Annotated in this window: 21 protein-coding genes and 2 riboswitches; of the genes, 6 read left to right on the forward strand and 15 right to left on the reverse strand. The window is 42.1% G+C overall.

Translation table 11 applies throughout. From position 1 onward, the window contains the following. Positions 1-71: 71 nt before the first annotated feature. Positions 72-1,013, reverse strand: coding sequence for a tRNA modification radical SAM protein MnmL/YtqA (gene mnmL / locus ACZ5Q0_RS00750; RefSeq protein ID WP_446820003.1), 942 nt, complete (start codon positions 1,011-1,013; stop codon positions 72-74). A gap of 282 nt (positions 1,014-1,295) precedes the next feature. Here mnmL and ACZ5Q0_RS00755 point away from each other — a divergent pair, with 282 nt between their 5' ends. The 4 genes from ACZ5Q0_RS00755 to ACZ5Q0_RS00770 all read left to right on the forward strand — a co-directional run bounded on the left by ACZ5Q0_RS00755 (position 1,296) and on the right by ACZ5Q0_RS00770 (position 4,667). Beyond that, the gene (locus ACZ5Q0_RS00755) at positions 1,296-1,835 is read left to right on the forward strand and encodes a hypothetical protein (protein WP_447182640.1); all 540 of its coding nucleotides are present in this window, start codon (positions 1,296-1,298) and stop codon (positions 1,833-1,835) included. Between the two features lie 86 nt (positions 1,836-1,921). Then, positions 1,922-2,025: riboswitch (SAM riboswitch) on the forward strand. 75 nt (positions 2,026-2,100) lie between these two features. Further along, positions 2,101-3,129 (forward strand): methionine ABC transporter ATP-binding protein, encoded by a 1,029-nt coding sequence (locus ACZ5Q0_RS00760; RefSeq protein ID WP_446820000.1) that lies wholly within the window; start codon positions 2,101-2,103, stop codon positions 3,127-3,129. After that, complete coding sequence (locus ACZ5Q0_RS00765) at positions 3,122-3,838, forward strand: methionine ABC transporter permease (protein ID WP_446819998.1); 717 nt, start codon at positions 3,122-3,124, stop codon at positions 3,836-3,838. The genes ACZ5Q0_RS00760 and ACZ5Q0_RS00765 overlap by 8 nt, the downstream gene beginning before the upstream one ends. Positions 3,839-3,845: 7 nt before the next feature. Further along, complete coding sequence (locus tag ACZ5Q0_RS00770; RefSeq protein ID WP_446819997.1) at positions 3,846-4,667, forward strand: MetQ/NlpA family ABC transporter substrate-binding protein; 822 nt, start codon at positions 3,846-3,848, stop codon at positions 4,665-4,667. Between the two features lie 236 nt (positions 4,668-4,903). Here ACZ5Q0_RS00770 and ACZ5Q0_RS00775 read toward each other — a convergent pair whose 3' ends face one another. From ACZ5Q0_RS00775 to ACZ5Q0_RS00800, 6 genes are all read right to left on the reverse strand, one after another. Then, on the reverse strand, positions 4,904-5,959 hold the full coding sequence (locus tag ACZ5Q0_RS00775) for a DUF1646 family protein (RefSeq protein ID WP_446819996.1): 1,056 nt from the start codon (positions 5,957-5,959) through the stop codon (positions 4,904-4,906). A gap of 242 nt (positions 5,960-6,201) precedes the next feature. Next, positions 6,202-7,632, reverse strand: a complete 1,431-nt coding sequence (locus ACZ5Q0_RS00780; RefSeq protein WP_446819995.1) for a hypothetical protein — start codon at positions 7,630-7,632, stop codon at positions 6,202-6,204. Between the two features lie 41 nt (positions 7,633-7,673). After that, positions 7,674-8,972: an acetyl-CoA hydrolase/transferase family protein gene (locus ACZ5Q0_RS00785; RefSeq protein ID WP_464827188.1), complete on the reverse strand. Its 1,299-nt coding sequence runs from the start codon at positions 8,970-8,972 to the stop codon at positions 7,674-7,676. Continuing rightward, entirely contained in the window at positions 8,966-9,274 is a 309-nt protein-coding gene (locus ACZ5Q0_RS00790; protein ID WP_446819992.1) for a hypothetical protein, read from the reverse strand. Before ACZ5Q0_RS00790 ends, ACZ5Q0_RS00785 begins: the two co-directional genes overlap by 7 nt. A 218-nt stretch (positions 9,275-9,492) precedes the next feature. Beyond that, positions 9,493-10,965, reverse strand: coding sequence for a 4-hydroxyphenylacetate 3-hydroxylase family protein (locus ACZ5Q0_RS00795; protein ID WP_446819991.1), 1,473 nt, complete (start codon positions 10,963-10,965; stop codon positions 9,493-9,495). 463 nt (positions 10,966-11,428) lie between these two features. Then, positions 11,429-13,096, reverse strand: coding sequence for a sigma 54-interacting transcriptional regulator (locus ACZ5Q0_RS00800; protein ID WP_447182643.1), 1,668 nt, complete (start codon positions 13,094-13,096; stop codon positions 11,429-11,431). A gap of 158 nt (positions 13,097-13,254) precedes the next feature. Between ACZ5Q0_RS00800 and ACZ5Q0_RS00805 the strand changes: the two genes are divergently transcribed. Together ACZ5Q0_RS00805 and ACZ5Q0_RS00810 are read left to right on the forward strand one after the other, a co-directional pair. Beyond that, positions 13,255-13,884 carry a hypothetical protein gene (locus ACZ5Q0_RS00805; protein WP_446819988.1) on the forward strand — a complete coding sequence of 210 codons (630 nt, stop codon included), beginning with the start codon at positions 13,255-13,257 and terminating at the stop codon, positions 13,882-13,884. A gap of 175 nt (positions 13,885-14,059) precedes the next feature. After that, positions 14,060-14,944 (forward strand): methyl-accepting chemotaxis protein, encoded by an 885-nt coding sequence (locus ACZ5Q0_RS00810; protein WP_446819986.1) that lies wholly within the window; start codon positions 14,060-14,062, stop codon positions 14,942-14,944. A gap of 209 nt (positions 14,945-15,153) precedes the next feature. On the opposite strand, the gene ribH is transcribed toward ACZ5Q0_RS00810, so the two are convergent. The 8 genes from ribH to ACZ5Q0_RS00850 all read right to left on the reverse strand — a co-directional run bounded on the left by ribH (position 15,154) and on the right by ACZ5Q0_RS00850 (position 23,131). Continuing rightward, positions 15,154-15,618, reverse strand: coding sequence for a 6,7-dimethyl-8-ribityllumazine synthase (gene ribH, locus ACZ5Q0_RS00815; protein WP_446819985.1), 465 nt, complete (start codon positions 15,616-15,618; stop codon positions 15,154-15,156). A gap of 98 nt (positions 15,619-15,716) precedes the next feature. Next, positions 15,717-16,919 (reverse strand): bifunctional 3,4-dihydroxy-2-butanone-4-phosphate synthase/GTP cyclohydrolase II, encoded by a 1,203-nt coding sequence (locus tag ACZ5Q0_RS00820; RefSeq protein ID WP_447182644.1) that lies wholly within the window; start codon positions 16,917-16,919, stop codon positions 15,717-15,719. Between the two features lie 14 nt (positions 16,920-16,933). Continuing rightward, positions 16,934-17,557 (reverse strand): riboflavin synthase, encoded by a 624-nt coding sequence (locus ACZ5Q0_RS00825; protein ID WP_464827189.1) that lies wholly within the window; start codon positions 17,555-17,557, stop codon positions 16,934-16,936. Between the two features lie 30 nt (positions 17,558-17,587). Next, positions 17,588-18,694: a bifunctional diaminohydroxyphosphoribosylaminopyrimidine deaminase/5-amino-6-(5-phosphoribosylamino)uracil reductase RibD gene (ribD, locus tag ACZ5Q0_RS00830; RefSeq protein WP_446819981.1), complete on the reverse strand. Its 1,107-nt coding sequence runs from the start codon at positions 18,692-18,694 to the stop codon at positions 17,588-17,590. Between the two features lie 146 nt (positions 18,695-18,840). Further along, a riboswitch (FMN riboswitch) is annotated at positions 18,841-18,956 on the reverse strand. Between the two features lie 38 nt (positions 18,957-18,994). Beyond that, entirely contained in the window at positions 18,995-19,660 is a 666-nt protein-coding gene (rpe, locus tag ACZ5Q0_RS00835; protein ID WP_446819980.1) for a ribulose-phosphate 3-epimerase, read from the reverse strand. Then, complete coding sequence (rsgA, locus tag ACZ5Q0_RS00840; protein ID WP_446819978.1) at positions 19,657-20,535, reverse strand: ribosome small subunit-dependent GTPase A; 879 nt, start codon at positions 20,533-20,535, stop codon at positions 19,657-19,659. Before rsgA ends, rpe begins: the two co-directional genes overlap by 4 nt. 37 nt (positions 20,536-20,572) lie before the next feature. Continuing rightward, complete coding sequence (gene pknB, locus ACZ5Q0_RS00845; protein WP_446819977.1) at positions 20,573-22,408, reverse strand: Stk1 family PASTA domain-containing Ser/Thr kinase; 1,836 nt, start codon at positions 22,406-22,408, stop codon at positions 20,573-20,575. Between the two features lie 12 nt (positions 22,409-22,420). Next, complete coding sequence (locus ACZ5Q0_RS00850; protein WP_446819975.1) at positions 22,421-23,131, reverse strand: Stp1/IreP family PP2C-type Ser/Thr phosphatase; 711 nt, start codon at positions 23,129-23,131, stop codon at positions 22,421-22,423. Positions 23,132-23,160: the final 29 nt, after the last annotated feature.

Genomic DNA, 23,160 nt, shown 5'->3' on the forward strand with positions numbered 1-23,160 from the left:
TTGCTCTCAGCAAGATTTATTATAGTATACAGGCTAAACGCTTGTCAAGAAATGAATTAGGTTTTATAAGACTACTGATATTTCCCTTGCCAGGTGTTTCTTTTAGCCATTTCATGATCGATAGCATTTAACACTTCCCATTTGTGCAAACTCCATTCGGGTCCTATTAATAGTTCCCGGGGGCTATCTCCAGTAAGCCGGTGAATAATCATATCTTTAGGCAACTTTTCCATAATATCAACTACCAGGTTTATATATTCATCTTTTTCTAAAAAACGCAGCTTATTCTGCTCATATAATTTAACTAACCCGGTGCCCTTCATAAGGTGAAGCAGGTGTATTTTAATGCCCTGCAGGTCAAGATTAGCTACTACCTCACCGGTAGCCAACATATCCGCTCGGTTTTCGCCAGGCAGCCCCAGGATAATATGGGCTACAGTTTCAATATTTAGGCGGCGTAACTTAGTCAACGCCTGGTAAAACTGCTCATAATCATAACCGAGATTAAGATTATGGGCTGTCCGGGGATGGATAGTTTGTAAGCCTAATTCCACCCATAGGTAAGTACGTTCATTAAGTATAGACAGCAGGTCTAGTACCTCTTCCGGCAAACAGTCCGGCCGGGTAGCAATGGCTAGTCCTACAACACCAGGCTGTTTAACTGCCTGGCTGTATAATTCGTTCAGATGGGTAACATCTGCATAAGTGTTGGAAAAGGCCTGAAAATAAGCTATATAAGATCCTTCCCGCCACTTCCGGTGCATCATGGTCTTGATCTTTTCAAACTGCTGCGGGATGGTGAGATTACGACTGCCGGCAAAATCACCTGATCCCTTGGGACTGCAGAATAGACATCCTCCTGTTCCCAGGGTTCCGTCCCGGTTCGGACAAGTAAAACCTGCATCCAGGGGAATTTTAAAGACTTTTCCTCCGAACTTCTTACGCAAGTGATAACTTAAGCTATGATATCTCTTACCATCCCATAGTATGGCCGGGTCCAGTTGGTTACTCATTATAAATCGCCTCTTTGCTCTAGTTCCATAATATAATATCATATAAAAAATAACTCTAATCAAGCTTGTAGCCATCCGGTTAGTTTTGCCTTGAAACCTGTCAAATACCATGGTAACGATATACTCATGGTATTAAATAGGATCGAAAGCCTATGACCAAGCAGTGACAACGGAAAAAATTACCATTCCATAAGATTACCGGATGCGAATTAAGTAACGTTTTCTTTAAACCTTTAGCAGTATATAATGATTAGGTATGGAATTTATGGGGGGATAACATCTATGGGATCAATATTTAAAGAATACCGGTTAGTCGCCATTATTGTTATTGTAGCAGCACTGATCGGCTTAATAGCAGTATTTAGCCAGGATAAACTGGTTACAGTCTATCCACAGCAGCTCGTGATGCTAACTGACGATGATTTCCGCCTGGCTACCAGCCAGGGTATTGTTAACGTAGGTCAAAGTCATTGGGATGAAGTTACTGCTTTATACCCCGAGGGAAAGACCCTGGGTATGAGTACTATTTTTTCCTCCAATGATTTAGATTGTTTGTTTACCTTTACTAAACATGAAAACATCTTACATCGCGTCCATATTCAAACCCCGGATATTCCCACCTCCCACGGCAGCAAAGTGGGAGATGCTTTTGAGGATGTTATCGCTTTATATGGACAAAATTATGCTTATGTTTATTCTCGTGGCCATCCCGATGACTTTGATGCTGTTTACGGTAGTGACAATAATCGCAGTATAATTTTCCAGGTAAGGGGTAATAAGGTAACTAAAATCATATTACAAAATGACCCTATAAAACGTTAAGTTTTACTGTCATGCTCGTCTATTGACGGCAAAACCTGCTGAATGCTAATATATGTGTAGTGTTGCAATAACCGAATCCATTCATTCTCTTATCGAGAGTGGCTGAGGGACTGGCCCAATGACGCCCGGCAACCAGCCAAATCTGGTATGGTGCTAATTCCTGCAGATTGCATTGTCTGGCAGATAAGAGCAAGATATAGGTGTATCTTGCCTCTTTGGGTTAGCCCAGGGGGCATTATTTTTTGCAAATTGGGAGGCTTAACCCTTGATTGAAATTAAAAATCTCACCAAAGTATACCGGACACCTACCCAGGAGGTTCTAGCCCTGGACGATGTCAGCCTTTCTATCAATAAAGGCGAAATATTCGGTATCATCGGATTAAGCGGAGCCGGCAAAAGTACATTAATACGCTGTATTAATATGCTGGAAAAGCCCACCAGTGGATCGATTTTAGTAGGCGGACAAAATATTACCAGCCTGAGCAAACACGAATTACGTTTTGCCCGTCAGAAGATCGGTATGATATTCCAACACTTTAACCTTTTATCCTCACGAACAGTTTTCGATAATGTTCTATTTCCACTGGAAATCGCGCGCAAACCGTCTCAGGAGGCACGGAAAAAGGTGGAATCATTATTGGAACTGGTCGGGCTTGCAGATAAGGCTAAAGTGTTTCCCGACCAGCTTAGTGGCGGGCAGAAACAAAGAGTAGGTATTGCCAGGGCTCTGGCTAATGACCCGCAAATTCTGTTATCCGATGAAGCGACTTCGGCTTTAGACCCGCAAACAACCCGATCTATTTTAAAGCTGCTCAAAGATATTAACCGGCAGCTTGATATTACCATACTTTTAATTACCCATGATATGAATGTAATTAAGCAGGTATGTGACCGGGTTGCCGTTATTGATAATTCTCGTATTGTGGAAGTGGGAGATGTCCTGACTATGTTTTCTAATCCGGGCACTTCAACTTCGCGCAGCTTTATTAGCGCGGTAATGAAAAATGAACTCCCCGAAGATCTAGCTAACTTTCAGACCGATTTGGATCACCAGCATAGCTGTGTGGTGCGGGTATCCTTTATCGGACCATCAGCCGGCGAACCTATTATATCATCAATGCTGCGCAAATTTGACATCACTTCTAATATTCTATTTGGTAACATTGATCGGGTTAAGGATACTCCTTTTGGCAACCTGATTTTAGAACTTATTGGTGATGCTGCCATCCTGGCTCAAGCCATGGATTATCTGCGTAGTAAAGGTCTGGAGATTGAGGTGTTGAAAAATGATTGAGCTATTATCGGCGATTGACTTATCGGTATTACTAGGAGCAGTAAACCAGGACTATAGTTGGGTTACCGAGCGGGTTTTAATTGCTACCTGGGAGACTATATATATGGTAGCTATTTCTACTGCTTTAAGCTATGTTTTTGGTCTTCCTTTAGGGGTTATTCTGGTTACCACCGAAAAAGGCCATATTCTAGAAAATATGCCGGTAAACAAAATATTAGGGTTTCTGGTCAATACCTTTCGTTCTATACCCTTTATTATATTTTTGATCCTGGTTATTCCTTTGACCCAATTAATTGTAGGCGGTTTTATAGGTACGGTTGCCTCCATGGTTCCATTAACTCTGGCAGCCATACCTTTTGTGGCGCGGATGGTGGAAACTTCATTAAAAGAAATTGATTGGGGACTTATTGAAGCTGCCCTTTCTATGGGGGCTAACTCGTGGCAAATCATTACCAAAGTCTTACTACCGGAGGCCAAACCGTCCCTTATTCTGGGCGTGGCTATAACCACCATCAATTTAATTAGTTACTCGGCCATGGCTGGTATAGTGGGAGGAGGTGGATTAGGAACTCTCGCCTATTATTTTGGTTATCAACGCTATGAAACCGGTATTCTCTGGATAACCGTAATAGTACTCATAATTATGGTACAGGCCATTCAGGTGCTGGGTGATAGCCTGGCAGCTAAAACAGCTAAAATAAGGAGGTAAACAGGCAATGAAAAGGTTTTTAGTTTTAACCCTGGTATTATTGCTATCGATATCATCCCTAGTTGGTTGCGCCGTTGGCAATGATAAGGACAGCCAACCATCTGCCCAAGCAGATAAAATTGTAGTAGGTGCTACTGCTAAGCCACATGCCGAAATCTTGGAAGTAGTAAAACCATTATTAGCGGAACAAGGTGTTAATCTGGAGATAAAGGAATTTACCGATTATGCTTTATTAAACCCGGCTTTAAAGGATAAGCAAATTGATGCCAACTTCTTCCAGCACATACCTTACCTGGATGATTACAATGCTAAAAATAACGCTGATCTTAAATGGGTAGTTAAAGTTCACAATGAACCTATGGGGGTATATTCTAAACAAATAGATGATATCGGCAAAACAGCCGACGGTTTTACAGTAGGTATCCCCAATGATGCCACTAATGGTGGCCGGGCCCTCTTAGTACTGGAAAGCGCTGGTTTAATTAAACTTAAACAAGGTGTAGGGGTACTGGCAACTGATCGCGATATAGTTGAAAATCCCCAAAACCTCGATATCAAAATGATGGATGCTCCCATGCTGGCCCGGGCCCTGGAAGATCTTGACCTATGTGTTATTAACAGCAACTACGCACTGGAAGCTAATCTAAATCCGGTTAAAGATTCTATTTTTATGGAGCCTAAAGATTCACCCTTTGCTAATGTCCTAGTCGTAAGGGCTGGCGATGAAAATAAAGAAAGTGTACAAAAACTTATCAAAGCTTTGCAGTCACCTGAAGTCAAAAAGTTTTTAGAAGATAACTATCCGGATTCCTGCGTCCCGTCTTTCTAAAATCTTAATTATATAACAAAGCAAAACCCCTGTCCTATAGCTAAACCATAGGGCAGGGGTTTTTCATTACATATTGTACAAGATTAACAAGCATGTTTAATGCTATGACAGTTGGCCTTCGAATCTTACCATATATTTACCCATGAGGCTTTAAACAGGTAGCTGCTAATACCATCAATCCAGTATTACTTTAAGTCCCGGCATTAGCTTGACCAGATTACTTTAGTCAAACCATATTAAACAAAGAGGATTACGTAGAATAATCCCATTACAATCAGGCCCAGGGGTAATCCGAGCTTCGCCCACTCGGTACTGCTTATCTTCAGCTTAGAAGCAGATATAATATTGGGGATATTTCCCGGTATTAACATTCCGCCGCTAATCAGCAGTCCCATCAGTATGGCTTCAATCTGCATGGTACTCATCTGATTACTAATTTCAGCCGCAGTCAGGGTAGCATTATCCAGCACAGCTGATACCATGTTTACCCAGTACAACAGCTTATAATTTAAAGATAGTACATATTTATCAATAAGGGGCTGAAAACCTTCACCCAGGAATACCAGAGCCATAACAAACAAGTATACCTTCAAAGCACGGATAATAATACCCTTCCAGTTTTCCTGTTCAACTTCCTCTTCTTCTACTTCAACAGTAGCAGCAGCAATTTCATTTTCACCTGCTTGTTTATTATCTTTTAAAGCACGGGCCGCATATAATCCTCCCAGCACTCCAAAGGCTACAACGGTGGGAATAATAAATTTGCCCAATAAACGTACCAGGTAGAAGAAATCCTGATTTAGCTTGGATATGGCAATGGTAGCCAGTGGTTCACCAATAGGTGTTAGGGCGGCACCCAAACCTATGGAAAAACAGGCTATAATACATACATTGATCTTATGTTTGCGCTCCAACGGCAACAAATAAATTACTTCTACTAGCACAATAGATGCGATAATAGCCGTAATAACACTGGACAGCAGCCCTAATATGGCCACTACCAGGAATACCACTATCGGCACCGGTATCTTCTCATATACCTTGTTCATAAACTTCTGGAACTTATCGTGCAGCAAATAGAATAGTGCTCCGGCGATAAAAACCGCTGATGCAATCATAATTGGTTCTTCCAGGGCTTTTAAGGCCAACTCCTTGCTCATGAGGCCGGAAATCGAGCTGGCAGCCACACCCATGATAAATAGGAAGGCTTCCAGGTTTTCTTCGACCTTCTTGACGGCAAAGGGAAGCACCAATACTAAAATGAGAATACCTACAAGTCCAGCAATAACCATATTATCTCTCCTTGCTCTGTCTTTTGGTGAAATATTGCAATGGCCAACGTCCTATTTGAATTTACGGCAAAAGAATAAAAAAATCAAGGGGAGCTTTTAATAAATATTAATCTTTATGGTATAATAAGCAGTTTCTGGCCCGTTATTTTCAATAATTGTGGCTATAGCCGTATTTATAAAGAGAAAAGGTGAGGATTGATCCTCACCTTTTCCGAAAGGAGGTGCAACAATATAATGACTATTTAAGCTTCGGTTGTGGCTAGTTCTTCCTTTAAGCGTTTTTCTTCCGCACTTAATTGCGATTCTATTTCCTCAGCCCATAAACGACCGGCATCAGGATCACCTTTAAAGAAGTTGCCACCATAGGTTAGCAAACAGGCCAGGATACCTACTGCAAAGGCGTAGGCTGCCCCCTGGGCCAGTAAGGCACCGCCTATGACACCGGCAATACCTAAATCCTTAAAGCTTCTTGCTTCCATGGCACCGATACGTACACTAACAAATCCCTGCACAATCATGGTTAATGACAGTGCTACCGGAAGAATTGGTTTGGTAATGGTTACAATAGGCATCAGCCAGTAGCCTGTAAAGGTTCCCCAACGGAAGGAGGCGGCCCCGCCCAGCAGGGAATCCATACTGTCGCGCCCTTTCTTATAGCGCTCACAAACTACCACCTGCATAGCGGCCCACAAGGGACCACACATGGAAATATCAGGGCCAAATACACCCATGATGCAGTTTCTGATACCAAATATTAAATGGGCGCGATTCGGGTTATATTCGACATGCTCATCATCCCTGGCAATCTCAGCATCTTTAACCAAAGCCTGGCTCTGAACTACGTCACCAAACAGAACTATATAGGTAGCCAGAATAGTTGGGATAGCCATAATAAACTCTTTGGCGGAAGGCCAACCTAAGGCTCCCCAGGGAACCCACTCGGTCCATAAAACTCCAAATGCCGGTTTAGTAATGCTCCACTCAATCTGCGGCCAGGCACATTCCCCCAGCAATGGTGCAACAATAATAGCTACTACTATACATGGGAGTATACCCAGATTGGCCACCGACTTCCAGATCCCTCCCTGAGTGGATAATTTCTGAAAGTGGGTTGAAAACAGCAGATAGAAAGCTACCGCCAAACAAATGGTGGTGGTAATCGGAAAAGCTTCGAATTTTCCACCATCTTTAAAGATCATAAATATAGCTGAAAATCCTGCCCCCATTATGACACCGGATTTAATGGCCTGGGGCACTAAGCTGATCAAACGACCGGCTAGTCCGGTAACACCTAAAAAGATGGCGAATATGCCTAGACCTAGTTCAAACGCAATCAGGGCATGCATCCGCGGTACACCGGCCGGGAAGGTTAAACAATAGGCAGTCAGCAGGGGGATAGCCGGGGTAATCCACCCGGGTACTACTGGATCTCCCAGTAATGTATGCCAGGTATATAGAAAACCATTCAAAATAACTATAGCGATAGCTACCTCAAAAGGCATCCCCAGGGTTTCCTGTAAAACCGGTATAATAGAGAGACATACCGCACACATGATTAATCCCTGAATATAGTCAGCCCATTCAAATTTATAGTGGACGCCGGGAAGGCGAACTTTAAACGGTCCAGCAGATATAAACCGGTTTTCTCCACCATATTGACGAAACTCACGCATATATTAATCTCCTTCCTATATATAGACTAATAAGGAAATCACTATTTAAAATAAACCGACTTAACTTGATCCTCAATTTCCTGACGAAAATCTGGATGCGCAATATTAATAAGTGCCTTCATTCTTTCCCTTACCGTCTTACCCCTTAAGGCGGCAATACCGTATTCAGTTACTACATAATCAATATCATTACGTGAGGTGGTAACTGCTGCACCCTTATCCAACAATGCTACTATTCTGCTAACTTTTCCCTTAGCAGCCGTAGAAGGAAGGGCAATGATAGATTTTCCGCCTTTAGACCGAGCCGCCCCCCTGACAAAATCCACTTGTCCGCCTACTCCGCTAAATTGAACAGGCCCCAGGGTATCGGCAGCTACTTGTCCTAGCACATCTACCTGTAATGCTGAATTTATTGCTACTAAATTGTCGTTACGCATAACCACATAAGGATCATTGACATAATCTACTGGATACATTTCTACCGCGGGGTTTTCATTAACCCATTCGTAAAGAGCTTTGGTACCCATTAACAAGGTTACTAGCATTTTGCCGGGATGAAGGGTCTTTTTGGCACAATTCACTACCCCGTTCTTGGCTAGTTCCATTACCCCATCGGAAAACATTTCTGAATGGACCCCTAGGTCATGTTTATCGGTAAGAAAATTCAGTACCGCATCAGGTATAGCCCCTATGCCAAGCTGTAGGGTAGCTCCATCATCAATTAACTTAGCAATGTTTCGCCCAATTTCGGTTTCCACCGGACCAATGTTTGGTTTAGGAAGCTCAATAATCGGCATTTCGGAAGGAACAAAATAGTCTATTTCTTCAACCCTCACAAAGGAGTTACCATAGGTTCTGGGCATATTGGGATTAACCTCGGCAATAACTAATTTAGCCGATTGTATGGCCTGCATGGTATAATCCACTGAAACCCCCAGACTACAAAAGCCATACTGATCAGGAGGCGTTACAACGACTAAAGCTACATCTATGGGCATTTTCCCATCTCTAAACAGGGTAGGGATTTCAGAAAAGAAACAGGGGGTATAATCGGCCCTTCCTTCAGTAACTGCTTTGCGGGTAGGTCCACCAATGAATAAACCATTATGGCGGAAGTGTCCCTCCATCTCCGGTTGAGCATAAAGGCCTTTGCCCATAGCTACCATGTGAACTACTTCCACATTTTCCAGTTCCTCTGCCCTCTTAACCATTACCTCAGGCAATATTCTCGGTTCACCACAGGCATGGCCTAATACTACCCGGTCACCCGATTTAATATTTTTTACTGCTTCCTCTGCTGTAACTATGCGGCTATTATAATGTGCTTGCCAATTTAACAACTTTTAGATCCTCCCTTCCGTAAAATCTTCGTGCAAATCAGGTGGGGTAAGTGATGGGTAGGAACCTGCACCTGGTCCAGCAAGCTCCCACCTACCACTATCCAACTTGCGGCTTGATCTTCAATTTCGAAAATATTTACACAACACACCGAACAACCACCTATGATAAGCCCTATATCAGCACCGTCATTAACTAATTCGACATCAGTTACCTCTTTTAGCCTGGAAATAACTTCTTGCACCAATTGGGAACGGTTGATGTTCGGATTGCATCCTCCACAATACTTTACTCTTAACTTCATCTAGACTACCTCTCCTAGTTTTTGAAGATCTCACCTAATTTGGTCTACTTGATCTACTTGGTACTTTTATAAAAGACTGGGGTAGCTGTTTTTCTTGCCGTGATAGATATAGATTACTTTTTTTGACGATTTGTTGAGTTTAATTACTGCTTCTATTTAAACCTGACTATTTAAGAATTTGATTTTAACCTGCTATGACACACCCAGTCAAATCATATTTATTTCCAATCTATATCCGGGTTTTCTCTAATACCGCAAAGGGTTTCAGCCAATTGCTTACGGTGTTCAAGATCCACCAGACGGGTAATCATAATTCTTTGGGCCTGTGGTGATCCGGCACCGTGCATAGACTCGGTCAAATAACCTACTGCTGCACAACCCAGAGTTAGGTTTTCTATCAGCCGTAACATTCTCTGCCGGTTTTCTACCGGTACTTCAGCACGGGAAGCGGAATATTTCTTAACCAGAGGACCAATTTCCGGATGGTTAAAGTCCTGTTCCGAAGGCATGGTGACAAAATAACCTCCCGCCAGATCCTGAGCTAACCGGGCAATTTCATACGGGAAACGAGTTACGTTCTGCTTACAGATGTTAGCCAACAGTAAATCAATCAAATAGTTACCAGCAGCAGTTTTTCTTCCTTCCGCTGAACAAGCGATACCGCAGGAATACAGGGTTTCGTTTAGATGACACATTTCGATAATTTTATCTTTTACGTGGGAAGCCTTCCCAGCACCCTGGTAGTCAGCAATGGCTTTGGCCGCACCAATTAAGGTATCACCTACACCTACTTTACATCCACCATAACTCTGGCGATGATAGCCGGCAAAACGTTCTACCAGCATTCCGGAAAACTCTGTTTCACCATCCATAAATACCCGTTCCCAGGGAACAAAGACATCATTGAAAATGGTCATAACTTCTTGACCGCCAAAGTATTTGTTACCGATATCAATGTCTCCGCCTTCTAGTTTACGGGTATCACAGGATTGACGGCCATATACATAAATCATTCCCGGAGTATCCAGGGGGATAGCGAAACAAATGGCCCATTCTTTCTCATCTTCTTTAAGGGTATTATTAGGCATAACCAGGATCTCGTGAGAGTTAATCATACCGGTCTGATGTAATTTGCATCCCCGGACTACCACTCCATCTTCTCTTCTTTCAACTACATGCAGGTAACTATCCGGATCAGGTTGCTGTCCCGGCCCTTTGGAACGGTCACCTCTGGCATCGGTCATACAGCCATCTACTGCCAGGTCTTTTTCCTGCACATATTTCATGTAGTTAATAAAGCGCTCATGATATTTAGTACCTTTAGCTTCATCAATTTCAAAAGTGGTGTTGAATACCGCATTAAAAGCGTCCATACCAACACATCTCTGGAAGCAGCAACCGGTTTTTTGACCCAGGAGGCGCTGCATCTTAACCTTTTTAACCAGGTCTTCTGTACTCTGGTGTAAATGAGTGAAACGGTTTACCTTTTCACCGGTCAGGTTAGAGGTAGCAGTCATGATATCTTCGTACTCTGGATCCAGGGCCAACTTGTAAGTCATAGCCATGGCATTAATGGAAGGACGAATTATAGGATGGTCAGCATAATTTTCTACCTTTTCTCCAAACATGTAGAGATCGATTTTCATTTTTCTCAGGTCATCTAAATACTCTTGGGGAGTCTTTAAAGCCATGTAAATCACCTCTTTTTAAAATTCCGTAACTTTTCCAGTCTAACACCCCATGCATACTAGCAAGTCCCTGTTATTACTTCGCCTCCTTTTACCATTCATCAACCTGCTGCCCTATTTATTTTGCAAGGTCTGTGCCAACTGTTTAGAGATGATGATAAAAAAGCCAGATTGTCTAAGATAAATAGCCTTGACAACCCGGAAAAACAGCTACTCCAGCCTGGATTATGAAGAAATTTTAGTTTGTATCAGGTCTCCTATCTAGACAAGCTTTCCACCATCTACTTAGCGATACCTTTTTGTATCAGGTAAATGGCAAACATCTTAAAAGAAGTACCTGCCGGCCTTTGATAAGACTTAATCATAAAAAGTGTTTCGAATACTAACCAAATTACTTCCGAGTTAAAACTATATTCAATACCCCGATAAACCGTCCCTTGAGCCTATTTCCCACCACCACTAAAACTTACTGATCAACATTTGTATCGCCGATACCGTTTTGTATCGCCTTTTCTTCCTCTATAACCACTCCATAACGAGCTGCTTTACGCACCACCGTAGGTTGGCTTACCCCCAATACAGCTGCTGCTTTGCGAGTTGAACCACACCTCTTTAGCGCATTTTCAATTAAATGCTTTTCCAGGTTCTCCACCGCCGATTTCAATTTAGGAATGGCGGAGCTATTTTTCATCTGCAAACATCCATCCGACTCATCGTTACTTTCGGGCAGGCAGATATCATATATGACATCACCAGGATAAGTTACTACCGCCCGTTCAATGACATTTTCCAATTCGCGGATATTTCCGGGCCAATCATAATTAATCAATTTAGTAATAACACTACTATCCAATCTTTTATTTAATTCGTACTTGCTGTTAAAAAGATGCATAAAATGTGAAGCTAGAGCTGGTATTTCCTCTTTACGCTCCCTTAGAGGAGGAACATTAACTGGTACAACATTAAGCCGATAAAACAGATCCCTGCGAAACTGGTCCTTAAGGACCATTTCCCATAGATCCCGGTTAGTAGCCGCAATAATGCGGACATCAACTTTGATCGGCTTAGTTCCCCCCACCCTGGTTATTTCCCTTTCCTGAATAACCCGTAAAAGCTTAACTTGTAATTGCAGTGGTAACTCTCCAATCTCATCCAGGAATATAGTTCCCCCATTAGCAATTTCAAAAAGTCCCATTTTGCCGCCTTTTTTAGCCCCTGTAAAAGCACCTGACTCATAGCCGAATAGTTCAGATTCAAGCAGGCTTTCGGGAATGGCACCACAGTTAATACTTACCATAGGCTTGTCCTTTCGTATGCTATTGCTATGCAATATTTCCACGATTATTTCTTTTCCCACCCCGGATTCACCAGTTATGAGAACCGTAGAATCAACCTGGCCTAATCGCATTACCAGATCAATTAAATCCTTGGCTTTGTGGGATTTGAAAACATATTTATCTGAGGTTCGATATTTATTTAATTGTTCTTGATAATGCTGGCGAAGTTCCTGGGCCTGTTCCCGGTTAGATATCAGGGTACGGTTGTTAATAGTTAACTTTTGACTAAATTCAGTTTTACCTGTCTCAATAATACTGTCTAGGGTACTATCAGGAAGTATATTAGTAAGGGGCCGGCCGATAGCCTCCTCCCGGCCTACCCCCAGTATCTTTTCCGCTGCGGTATTAAATACCCGTATATCACCTTTTTCATCAATGGTAACAATACCATTATGAACTGAATCAATAACCGTAGTTAGTTCCTGTTCCAAGCCTTTAGTAGAATGGTAATAGGTCCGGGCCAGATCAGACCTGGTAACAATTCCCACTACTTTGCCCTGTTCCACCACCGGGAAACGTCCTACCCTGTAGGGAGTAAGTTCCTGCAGGTCCTGCTCAGCAGTAATATGGGTTACCTGCCGTTCCATAACCTGTTCCACCAGGACTTCAAGGTCATCCCCACCACTCACCGCCCTAAGGATATGGGACTTAGTCAACAGACCCGCCAGGTTACCTTCCTCATCAACAACTGGTGCCCCATCAATATGGTTTTCTAAAAAAAAACCTGCTGCTGTCCGCAAAGATTCTTTGCCGCTAAGCACCAGGGGATTGTGAGTCATAATGTCTTTTACCTGCATAATTCCTCATCCTTTGGATTGATTTTTAATATATACTATAAAGTTAGACTATTTTCGACAGAATAGCAAACATTATTTGGGATTAAATATGTGGTAATTTTTACACATGGTACAATTATTGCAAGCTATAAATAATAACAGTGAAAGGAGGAATATTAGTGGCTCACGATTTTTGGGAGGAACTAAGAGATGTACCTGGCGAAGATGCTCTCCTTACCAAAGGGGGTATGAAAATCAGCTTTTCCCGCCGGGAATTGTCTGACTACTTTAATATCCTTTTAGAAAAACGTCCCCTGGAAATACTGGCCGGAGAAACAGCTTACTGGGTACTAATTCCTAGCCTAATCGCAGTGTACTCGTTTCCAGTGCTGCTATTTATAACTAAGAAGATTGGCTATTCTTTACTGGCAGCACTTGGTCTGATGATGTCCATGTCTCTTTTTAACCAGAGTTCCTATAACTATTTTATTAATAAATACCTGGTTAAACCGGCATCGAGTAACATTCCCAAACTACTAATCAATATGATTTTTGCTATTCTCCTATACCGGAATGGCTACAGTATTCTATACGCCCTGTTACCTTTTATCTGGTATATACTTGTAGATCGGATTCCGATTATCTACCTGTTATCAGAGCTTTTAATGCTGCGCGTAAAGACCTGGATGTATAATCTGGCTGATCCAGATGGAGTACTGCGACAGGTAGGATGGTATTGGGCTAAAAAGCATAATCTGGAACAGAGTGAAACCGGAAGAGTTCAAGGCAAAAAACCTGACACTACGTAGATTCGTCCCTAGACATCCCTTTAACCAAAAAACAGAGGCGACCGGGCCCTTAATAGGGTCCGAACCCGCCGCTCTGGTTCTTTATACTGCTGGTTATAAATTTCAATCCCGCAATAAAAATCTATACACTGTAGATTCATGTAGTCAAATTAATTTAAATGAAAGTGGTGAAAATATGTATAAAGCAAAAGGATATGAACAGGTTAGGGTTATTTTGCCGGATTATCCGGAAGAATATGAGTTTTTGGATTATTTAACGGTGGCCGCTTTCAGTTTTCATCAAATTTTTAACCGGCGTTGTGTAATTGCAGTTGCTGATATTGACAAATACCGCGTTTACCTGCCCGGAAAAGAGATTGATCATAAACTAAAAGCTGGGGATCAACTCATTCCGGGTTCAATTATGTACCAGGCAGTTCATACCGGAAGCCGGGTCAGTGTCCGCAATGACAGCTCCCTTTTCGGGTTTCCTTATATCGGGACGGCTTTTCCAGTAATTGATCCCAAAGATAATATAGTGGGCGGAATCATTTATTGTGAAAACATTAAAATGATGGAAGAGATTAGTTTAGCAGCAGAAAATCTTAACGAAGCTACCCAACAAGTGGTTGAAATGGTTGGTTCATTAGAACAGTCTAATACCGGATTAGACCGGATTGGTAACCATCTCCATGAACAATCCATGCAATCTCTCGAGAAAATTAGCAGCACTGATCAAGTGCTAGGATTTATCCGGGGAATAGCTACGCAAACTAATATTTTAGGTATTAATGCCGCTATAGAAGCAGCTCGGGCTGGACAGGTGGGAGCCGGTTTTTCGGTGGTAGCCCAGGAAATCCGGAAGTTATCAGATGAAAGCGTGGGTTACATAAAGGTTATTGATGAAATCCTCCATGACATCCATGTAGCCTCAAACAATGTAAATGGTGAAGTAGAAGGAATTAGTGATGCGGTACAAAACCAGGCAGCCATCGTTCAGGAGCTGGCAGCCGTTGTCCAGCATTTACATTCCATTGCAGAAACCTTAAGCAGGCGGGCTGATGCCATCATTACCGACTAAATTAACCAAAAGGAAGCAAGGGGACAATCCTTTTGTTTCTTTTTGGTGCAATTTGGCAATCGATATAGATATATAAATGGCGCTGCGTTAAAATATTTTGCCATATTTTGTGCAGCGCCGGCCTGCTCTTAAAACATTTATAGCTGCCAATAGCTTATTAATACCTATTGCATTGCTAAAAAACGAATTTAATAGTCTTAAAGGTATTATTAATTTAACTGTTTTATAATATTGACCATTTCTATAGCCGATATGGCAGCATCTACCCCCTTATTACCAGCCTTGGTTCCAGCCCGTTCGATAGCTTGCTCAATGGTATCAGCAGTAATAATACCATAAATTACCGGTTTGCCACTGGCTAGTCCTACCTGGGCTATACCTTTAGTGACCTCTGCTGATACATATTCAAAATGGGGAGTAGCCCCACGAATAACCGCCCCCAGACAGATAACGGCATCATAATTCATCAGGGCCATTTTTTGTGCCACTAGCGGTATTTCAAATGCTCCCGGTACCCATACAATTTCAATATCATCAGTTTTTACGTTGTGCCTGGTTAAAGCATCCAAACATCCGGACAGTAACTTACTAGTGATAAATTCGTTAAACCGGGATATTACTATACCTATTTTTTGCCCTTCTCCAACCAGCTTACCCTCATATATTTTGCCCAATTAAATTCCTCCTAAGTCTATTTTAGACGGGTACAGGATTATCTTCCCATCCCTATTCATGGTACTAATGATTGAAATGATTAATTCTAACTGAGATTTTATAGGCCAGCCAGTATATGCCCCATTTTTTCCTTTTTAGTTTGCAGATAGCGGCGATTTTCTAACTTACAGGCTATTTCTATAGGCACCCTTTCCACTACTTCCAGACCATAACCCTCTAATCCTTTTATCTTTTTAGGGTTATTAGTCATCAAACGCATTTTACGTACCCCCAGATCAACCAGAATCTGAGCCCCGATACCATAATCCCTCAAATCAACCGGAAAACCAAGTTCCAAATTGGCTTCAACGGTATCGCGACCATTATCCTGTAGGTGATACGCCTTAATTTTGTTAACCAGTCCAATACCCCGCCCTTCTTGGCGCATATACAGCAATACTCCTTTACCGGCCTCTTCTATCATGGTTAGTGCTCTACTAAGTTGGTCTCCACAATCACAGCGGTTAGATCCAAAAACATCACCAGTTAAGCACTCAGAATGGACCCTTACTAGTATGGGTTCATCTTCTTCCCATTGTCCTTTAACTAGCGCAATATGCTCCTTACCATCTAAAAGAGACTCGTAGGCAACCGCGGTAAAATTACCATAACGGGTAGGTAATTTGGTATCTGTTACCTTGAGAACCAATTTTTCTTTACGACGCCGGTATTCAATCAGATCGGCTATAGTAACTATTTTTACATTGTGCTCCCGGGCAAATTCCATTAGCTGGGGAACACGGGCCATTGTCCCATCATTATTCATGATTTCACATATTACTGCCGCAGGATATAGTCCTGCCAATTTAGCTAAATCTACCGATCCCTCAGTATGGCCGGTTCTGGTTAAAACTCCCCCCGGACGATAACGTAACGGAAAAATATGACCGGGTTTACGAAAATCTGCTGGAACAGAATCGGCAGATATCAGCGCCTTAACCGTAGTAGCGCGCTCATGGGCTGAAATTCCCGTGGTAGTAGTTTTATAGTCTACTGAAACCGTAAAGGCAGTTTCATGATTATCAGTATTGTCAATAACCATAGGTTGGATTTCCAGCTCGTCCAGCCTTTCCCCAGTCATGGGTACACAGATTAATCCCTTGGCATAAGTAGCCATAAAGTTTACAATTTCGGGAGTCGCCTTCTCAGCAGCTACAACAATGTCCCCCTCATTTTCGCGATCCTCATCATCTACTACAATTACCATTTTACCTTCTCGTATATCATTGATGGCCTCTTCAATAGTATTAAATTTAAACATAAATCCAACCTCCTTTATAAGAATCCGTTTTCAGCCAGCACTTCGACACTTAGACCACCCTGTTTATGATCTTTATCAAAATTCAGGAGATGTTCTACATAACGTCCAATAATATCACTTTCCAGATTAACCCCATCGCCGGGTATTTTATTCCCCAGAACAGTCTGCTGGGCAGTGTGGGGAATAAGTGATACGGTAAAACTATCTGGAAATACATCGATAATCGTAAGGCTTATACCGTCAATGGTTATTGACCCTTTGGGTACGGTGTATTTTAATACCTGCTGGGGGGCTTTGATACAATATATAATAGCTATATCCAGCTTCTCTTTCTGAGCTATAGTGCCCACGGCATCCACATGTCCCTGCACTAGATGTCCTCCCATCCGGTCCCCTAATCGCAGAGCTCTTTCAAGATTCACAGGGTGACCTGAGCGTAGGTGCTTTAGGTTAGTTTTATCTACCGTTTCAGGCATTACATCCACCGTAAATTGTTGATCATTAAAGCTAATTACGGTAAGGCAAACACCATTTACCGCTATGCTATCACCTATTTGGACATCTTCCAGAACCTTTCCGGCTTCTATGGTCAGTTGAAATGATTGTCCCCCACGTACCATCCGGTTTACTTTTCCCATTTCTTCTACGATTCCAGTAAAAATAATTCATCACCAACCTGTATATGCAGTTATTAAATAATCTTCCCCCAGCCTGGTTAATTGTGAATCCTTGAGCACCAGAGCCTGGGACATTAACTCCACTCCTGCCCCTCCAACCGGACCAGGTGCATGGCTTCCTCCCACGATTTTAGGTGCAATAAACCAGTATAATTTATTTATCAAACCCCTTTCCAGCATAGCACCATTCAAAGTACTACCTCCCTCCAGGAGAACACTGGTTATTTTTTTCTGACCCAGATAACCCATGATTTCTTCCAGATCTAGAGATTGGGGTGACCCGCCAGTTACAACCACCTCAACCCCATAATTCTCTAATCGCTCTATTTTTTCCCTGACAGTATTTGGAGACGTAAATATTATGGTTCTTTGATTGCGACTGGTGCTTACAATTTGGCTTTCCAAAGGAATATTAAGGTGACCATCGATAATAATTCTAACCGGATCCCGGGTATCCTCGCCTTCCAGACGAGTGTTTAAAAGGGGATCGTCAGCCAATACTGTACCAATTCCCACCATGATAGCTTGATTAATATTGCGCAGGTGATGAACATAATAGCGGGATTCTTCACCGGTGATCCAGCGAGAGCTACCGCTTTTAGTAGCTATCCTTCCATCTAAAGTCATAGCCACCTTTAAACTTACAAAAGGTTTCCCAGTGGTAATATAGTGAAAAAAAACTTCATTCTGACGTTGGGCTTGCTCCTCCAGTACCCCCACCTCAGTTACAATTCCTGCTGCTTTTAGTTTTTGCCACCCCCGACCAGCAACACAGGGATTAGGATCCAAGGTAGCTATAACTACCCTAGCTACCTGAGCCTTAATCAGGGCATCTGCACAGGGAGGAGTTTTCCCAAAATGGCTGCAGGGCTCCAGGGTAACATAAATCGTAGCCCCCCGGGCTTTGTCACCAGCTGCATTAAGGGCATGAACCTCGGCGTGGGGGGTACCGGCTTTCTTATGGTATCCTTCGCCAACTATCTGGCCATCTTTAACAATGACCGCACCTACTAGCGGATTAGGACTAGTTTTCCCTAATCCTTGAGCTGCCAGTTGTAGTGCCCTTTGCATATAATAAATATCATCTTTACTTACCATGGCTAAACTAACTCCCTAAATTCCTAGCTTAATTTTACCAATTACACCACAAATTTTTTAAAACCTATAAAATACAAAAAACCCGATTTTCCTCGGGTTTTTAAGCGCACAACTCTATTGCATGCCTGCAGGCACACCTGTTATCACTACTTCTCCTCCCATCCAGACTGTTACTGTCGGCCCCGGAGTCTCACCGGATCCTGCCTTACGGCTTGCGGGCTATACCGCCGATAGGGACTTCCACCCTTCCCCGAAGAAAGTATCTATTAAAATATGTGGTTTTTTTCTATACTAGCACTACTACAGGGCCGGGTCAATAGTTCCCAGATTCTTAAGCCCGCTCAAGGCTGATTTTATATCCTGCGATCCAAAAACAAAGGAGCCTGCTACCAGTATATTAGCACCAGCCTCCACTACTAATTTACCTGTCTTTAAATTTATCCCCCCGTCCACTTCTATTTGCGGGCATGAATTCCCTTCGATCATCTGGTACAGCCTTTTTATCTTATGTACCGCCCCAGGAATAAATTTTTGTCCGCCAAATCCCGGGTTAACACTCATAATAAGAACCAAGTCTAGGTCATGTAAAATATCTTCCAGCATATGTACGGGCGTAGCCGGGTTTATAGCCACCCCAGCTTTTACACCTGCTTCCCGAATACTATGAACAATCCGATGCAGGTGAGAACAAACTTCATAATGCACTGTAATAAGATTAGCTCCTGCATCAATAAATGCCGGAATCAGGTTTTCCGGTTTTTCCATCATTAAATGAACATCTAAAAACAAATCGGTTAACTGGCGAATGTCAGCAACCACCTGTGGCCCTATGGTTAGATTAGGAACAAAATGACCGTCCATAACATCAATATGAAGCCAATCAGCTCCTGCCACTTCTACTTTCCTAATATCCTCTCCCAACCTGGTAAAATTAGCTGAGAGAATTGATGGAGCAGTTATAATCACCGATAGCACCTCTCGTTTTTTATTACTTCATCTAACATAGTAAGATAGTTATCATAGCGTGGTTGGGCAATTATCCCCTTTTTTACAGCTTCCTTCACTCCGCATTCAGTTTCCTTATGATGCAGACAATCCCGAAAGCGGCACCCAGCTATATAAGGGGTAAAATCTGAAAAATACCCGGCCAGATTATGTTTAGGCATGTTAGGAATATCAAGAACACTAAACCCGGGGGTATCAGCTATCCATCCGCCCAAATCCAGAGGAAATAATTCAACATGGCGGGTAGTATGCTTTCCTCTGCCTATTTTCTTACTTATTTCCTGGGTTTTTACATCAACCGTTAATAATGCGTTTAAAAGGCTTGATTTACCTACCCCTGATGGTCCTGCCATTACCGCAATTTCGCCCTTAAGCATTGCTTTTAAATTATCTATACCACATCTATTCTCGGCCGATGTTTTAATAACTTTAAGGTTAGCCCGGGGGTAATAATCTGTAATTAATTGTGCTTTATTATGGGGAGAAATATCGCATTTATTAACTACTATGCACGGTTTCAAATCATTATAAAAGGCCAAAACCAGCAGTCGATCTAACAAAATAAGACTAGGGGCAGGCTGATCAGCCGCCATAATGATAAGGACAGTACTTACGTTGGCTATTTTAGGGCGGTAGAGCAAGTTGTCCCGGGGCAGGATTTTTTCCAGAGTTCCTTTATCATGGGGTAAAGGTGTGATCAAAACCCTATCACCAGTGACTACCTGATCCTTAATTTTTCCGCGCAGTTTACATTCGTAAACATTCCCGCATGGACCCTGAACATAGTAGAATCCACTTAAATGCTTAAGCACCAACCCCTTAATGTGAGCCGACATAAATACCTCCCGTCATAAATATTTAAAGCTTACTATTTTACAATTTCACTGTTCTATAAGGCTTACCATTTAATTGAACTTCGGCAGTGGCATTGCCGTAATAGCTAACCCCAACATAAACTTCATCACCTGCAGCATGGGTCTGGTTGTAAACTTCTCGCTCTCCCTGGCTATCTTTTAACTTGATTACCACTTTATAGTAACTTTGTTCCTCGGGGAGCTTTATACTTATAGCTTTACTCTGTGCTACTGGTCCAGGACCTTTGCTGACGGTAAGGTTTACGGTACTTCCCTGATCAATTAATACTCCGGCAGCCGTATCCTGATCTATAACATAATCAGAGAAAAACTGATTACTTTCCTGACGTTTTGTTTCTCCTATCACCAATTGATTTTCTTCAATTTTACGACGGGCATCGTCTACTTTCAATCCAATCAATTCAGGCATTGGTATTCTTTCCGGAGCCTTTCCCTTACTAATCAAAAGATCTATCTTGGTTCCAGGACCGGCACTACTTCCTGCCCGCGGATTTTGTGATATTACCAGTTTTTCTGCGTATTTGTCATCATATACTTCATCAATTTTTCCTGGTTTAAAACCTTCATTACGCAATATAAGCTCAGCTTCGTTTACCTCAATCCCTATCAGTCGAGGTACTTTTAAGGCTTCCTGACCTTTACTAACAATAACCTCAATATCCCTGCCTTCCTTTACTTTTTGTCCGGCGGAAGGTTTTTGCGAGATGATATGATTCTTAGGTACATCCTCACTGTTTTGCTCAGCTACTACTACCATTTTTAATTTCACCTGATTAAGCTCATCATTAGCCTGTTTTATATCCATATTTACAATATCCGGAACCACTACTTCCTCTCCGAAAAAACTCCCGCCCATTTGGAATAGTGCTCCCAGTAAAAGACCTAATATACCTAAAACTATAATTGCCACACCCAAAGGGCGTATTTTCTTTTTGCCCATGGTATCTTCCTTTCCTTCTGAAACCGGTGGCATAATTATAGTATGGCTATCAGTACGTTTCTTATATGATGAAAAACTATTACTATGCAAATTTAATAGAACGTTGCGCATTTCTTCAACAGTAGCAAAACGATGCTGGGGCTGTTTTTCCATAGCTTTAAAAATTACGCCTTCTAAAGCTACTGGAATAGCACTATTTATAGCCCGTGGAGATGGTACCTCATCATGAATATGTTTTAGCGCAACTGTAATAGGACTTTCCGCATCAAAAGGTATTTCCCCGGTAAGCATCTCATATAGTACACAGCCTACTGAATATATGTCGGTAGCCCGGGTTATCGGTTCACCTTTAGCCTGTTCTGGTGAAAAATAGTGTACTGACCCTACTATATTTCCACCAAAAGTTATGGTTTTTTTGCTGATAGCTTGGGCTATGCCAAAGTCAGCCACTTTAACCATGCCACTAGGAGTAATTAGGATATTATGAGGTTTTATATCACGATGAATAATCCCTTTTTCATGAGCATGGTGGATACCGTCACAAATCATAATAGCAATATCTACTGCTTTATCTACTGGTAGAGGAGCTGTTTTCTCAATGAGGTCTTTTAAGGTTTCTCCCTCAACATATTCCATAACTATAAAGTAAATATCATTATCCTGACCCACATCATAAATATTTACAATATTAGGATGGGAAAGCCGGGCCGCCGCTTGCGCCTCAGTTCTAAATTTCTGTACAAAACCGGCATCCCTGGAATATTCCTCTTTTAATACTTTAACAGCTACAATACGGTCCAGTATCCGACAGCGGGCTTTATAGACAGTAGCCATACCCCCCTCGCCGACTTGTTCCAGCAGCTCATAACGATTGCCCAAGATAGTGCCTAGCAAAACGTTTACCTCCTAATTCAGCCGTAAAAGAATTAATGTTATATTGTCATACCCGCCCCGATCTAAAGCCTGCCGAACTAGACCCTGGGATATCTGGCTTACCTCGTTATTATCCAGTATAATCGCCAGTATTTCATCGTCTGTCAGCATATCAGTCAGACCGTCACTACAAAGCAAAACGTAGTCACCGGGCATAAGCTGTTCCTGGAAATTATCGATAGTAACCTGTAATTCAATTCCTAAAGCCCGGGTTAAAATATGATTATATGAATTACCGCGTATCTGATCTTCGTTGATTAATCCCTTGTTTAGCATTTGTTCAGCCAACGTATGATCGCGGGTAATTTTTCGGATATTTTTGCCGCGAATTATATATATGCTACTGTCTCCTACATTGGCAATAGTCATAAAATAATCAGTAATCATTGCCGCAGTTACAGTGGTACCCATATCATCAAGATAAGGATTGCTTTTTGCCTGTTCATATATCGTACGGTTAGCCTTCTTAATAGCCGTGTTTAAGATGACAATCGGATTATTTCCCTGATCCTGTTCAGCAGTTTCTCTGAAAATATCAATTGCTAAACGGGAAGCAACCTCTCCCCCTTTGTGACCTCCCATCCCGTCACAGACCACAAAAATACCCCTTTTTTCATCAATTAAATAGCTATCTTCATTTTTTTCCCTTACTAGACCGGTTTCTGAAACCCCAACAACTATCATAAACCCACCTCTATTTACTGAACCACTAA

Source organism: Syntrophomonas erecta subsp. sporosyntropha, assembly GCF_055395365.1.

Bases quoted from the DNA above. Each gene is read 5' to 3' on its own strand.
- ACZ5Q0_RS00765 (WP_446819998.1), top strand. From the start codon at position 3,122: ATGATTGAGCTATTATCGGCGATTGACTTATCGGTATTACTAGGAGCA.
- ACZ5Q0_RS00775 (WP_446819996.1), bottom strand. From the start codon at position 5,959: ATGGTTATTGCTGGACTTGTAGGTATTCTCATTTTAGTATTGGTGCTT.
- ACZ5Q0_RS00755 (WP_447182640.1), top strand. From the start codon at position 1,296: ATGGGATCAATATTTAAAGAATACCGGTTAGTCGCCATTATTGTTATT.
- ACZ5Q0_RS00770 (WP_446819997.1), top strand. From the start codon at position 3,846: ATGAAAAGGTTTTTAGTTTTAACCCTGGTATTATTGCTATCGATATCA.
- ribD (WP_446819981.1), bottom strand. From the start codon at position 18,694: ATGGTAAGTAAAGATGATATTTATTATATGCAAAGGGCACTACAACTG.
- ACZ5Q0_RS00850 (WP_446819975.1), bottom strand. From the start codon at position 23,131: ATGATAGTTGTTGGGGTTTCAGAAACCGGTCTAGTAAGGGAAAAAAAT.
- ACZ5Q0_RS00825 (WP_464827189.1), bottom strand. From the start codon at position 17,557: ATGGGAAAAGTAAACCGGATGGTACGTGGGGGACAATCATTTCAACTG.
- ACZ5Q0_RS00810 (WP_446819986.1), top strand. From the start codon at position 14,060: ATGTATAAAGCAAAAGGATATGAACAGGTTAGGGTTATTTTGCCGGAT.
- rsgA (WP_446819978.1), bottom strand. From the start codon at position 20,535: ATGTCGGCTCACATTAAGGGGTTGGTGCTTAAGCATTTAAGTGGATTC.
- ACZ5Q0_RS00800 (WP_447182643.1), bottom strand. From the start codon at position 13,096: ATGCAGGTAAAAGACATTATGACTCACAATCCCCTGGTGCTTAGCGGC.
- ACZ5Q0_RS00790 (WP_446819992.1), bottom strand. From the start codon at position 9,274: ATGAAGTTAAGAGTAAAGTATTGTGGAGGATGCAATCCGAACATCAAC.
- ACZ5Q0_RS00820 (WP_447182644.1), bottom strand. From the start codon at position 16,919: ATGTTTAAATTTAATACTATTGAAGAGGCCATCAATGATATACGAGAA.
- ACZ5Q0_RS00780 (WP_446819995.1), bottom strand. From the start codon at position 7,632: ATGCGTGAGTTTCGTCAATATGGTGGAGAAAACCGGTTTATATCTGCT.
- ACZ5Q0_RS00795 (WP_446819991.1), bottom strand. From the start codon at position 10,965: ATGGCTTTAAAGACTCCCCAAGAGTATTTAGATGACCTGAGAAAAATG.
- mnmL (WP_446820003.1), bottom strand. From the start codon at position 1,013: ATGAGTAACCAACTGGACCCGGCCATACTATGGGATGGTAAGAGATAT.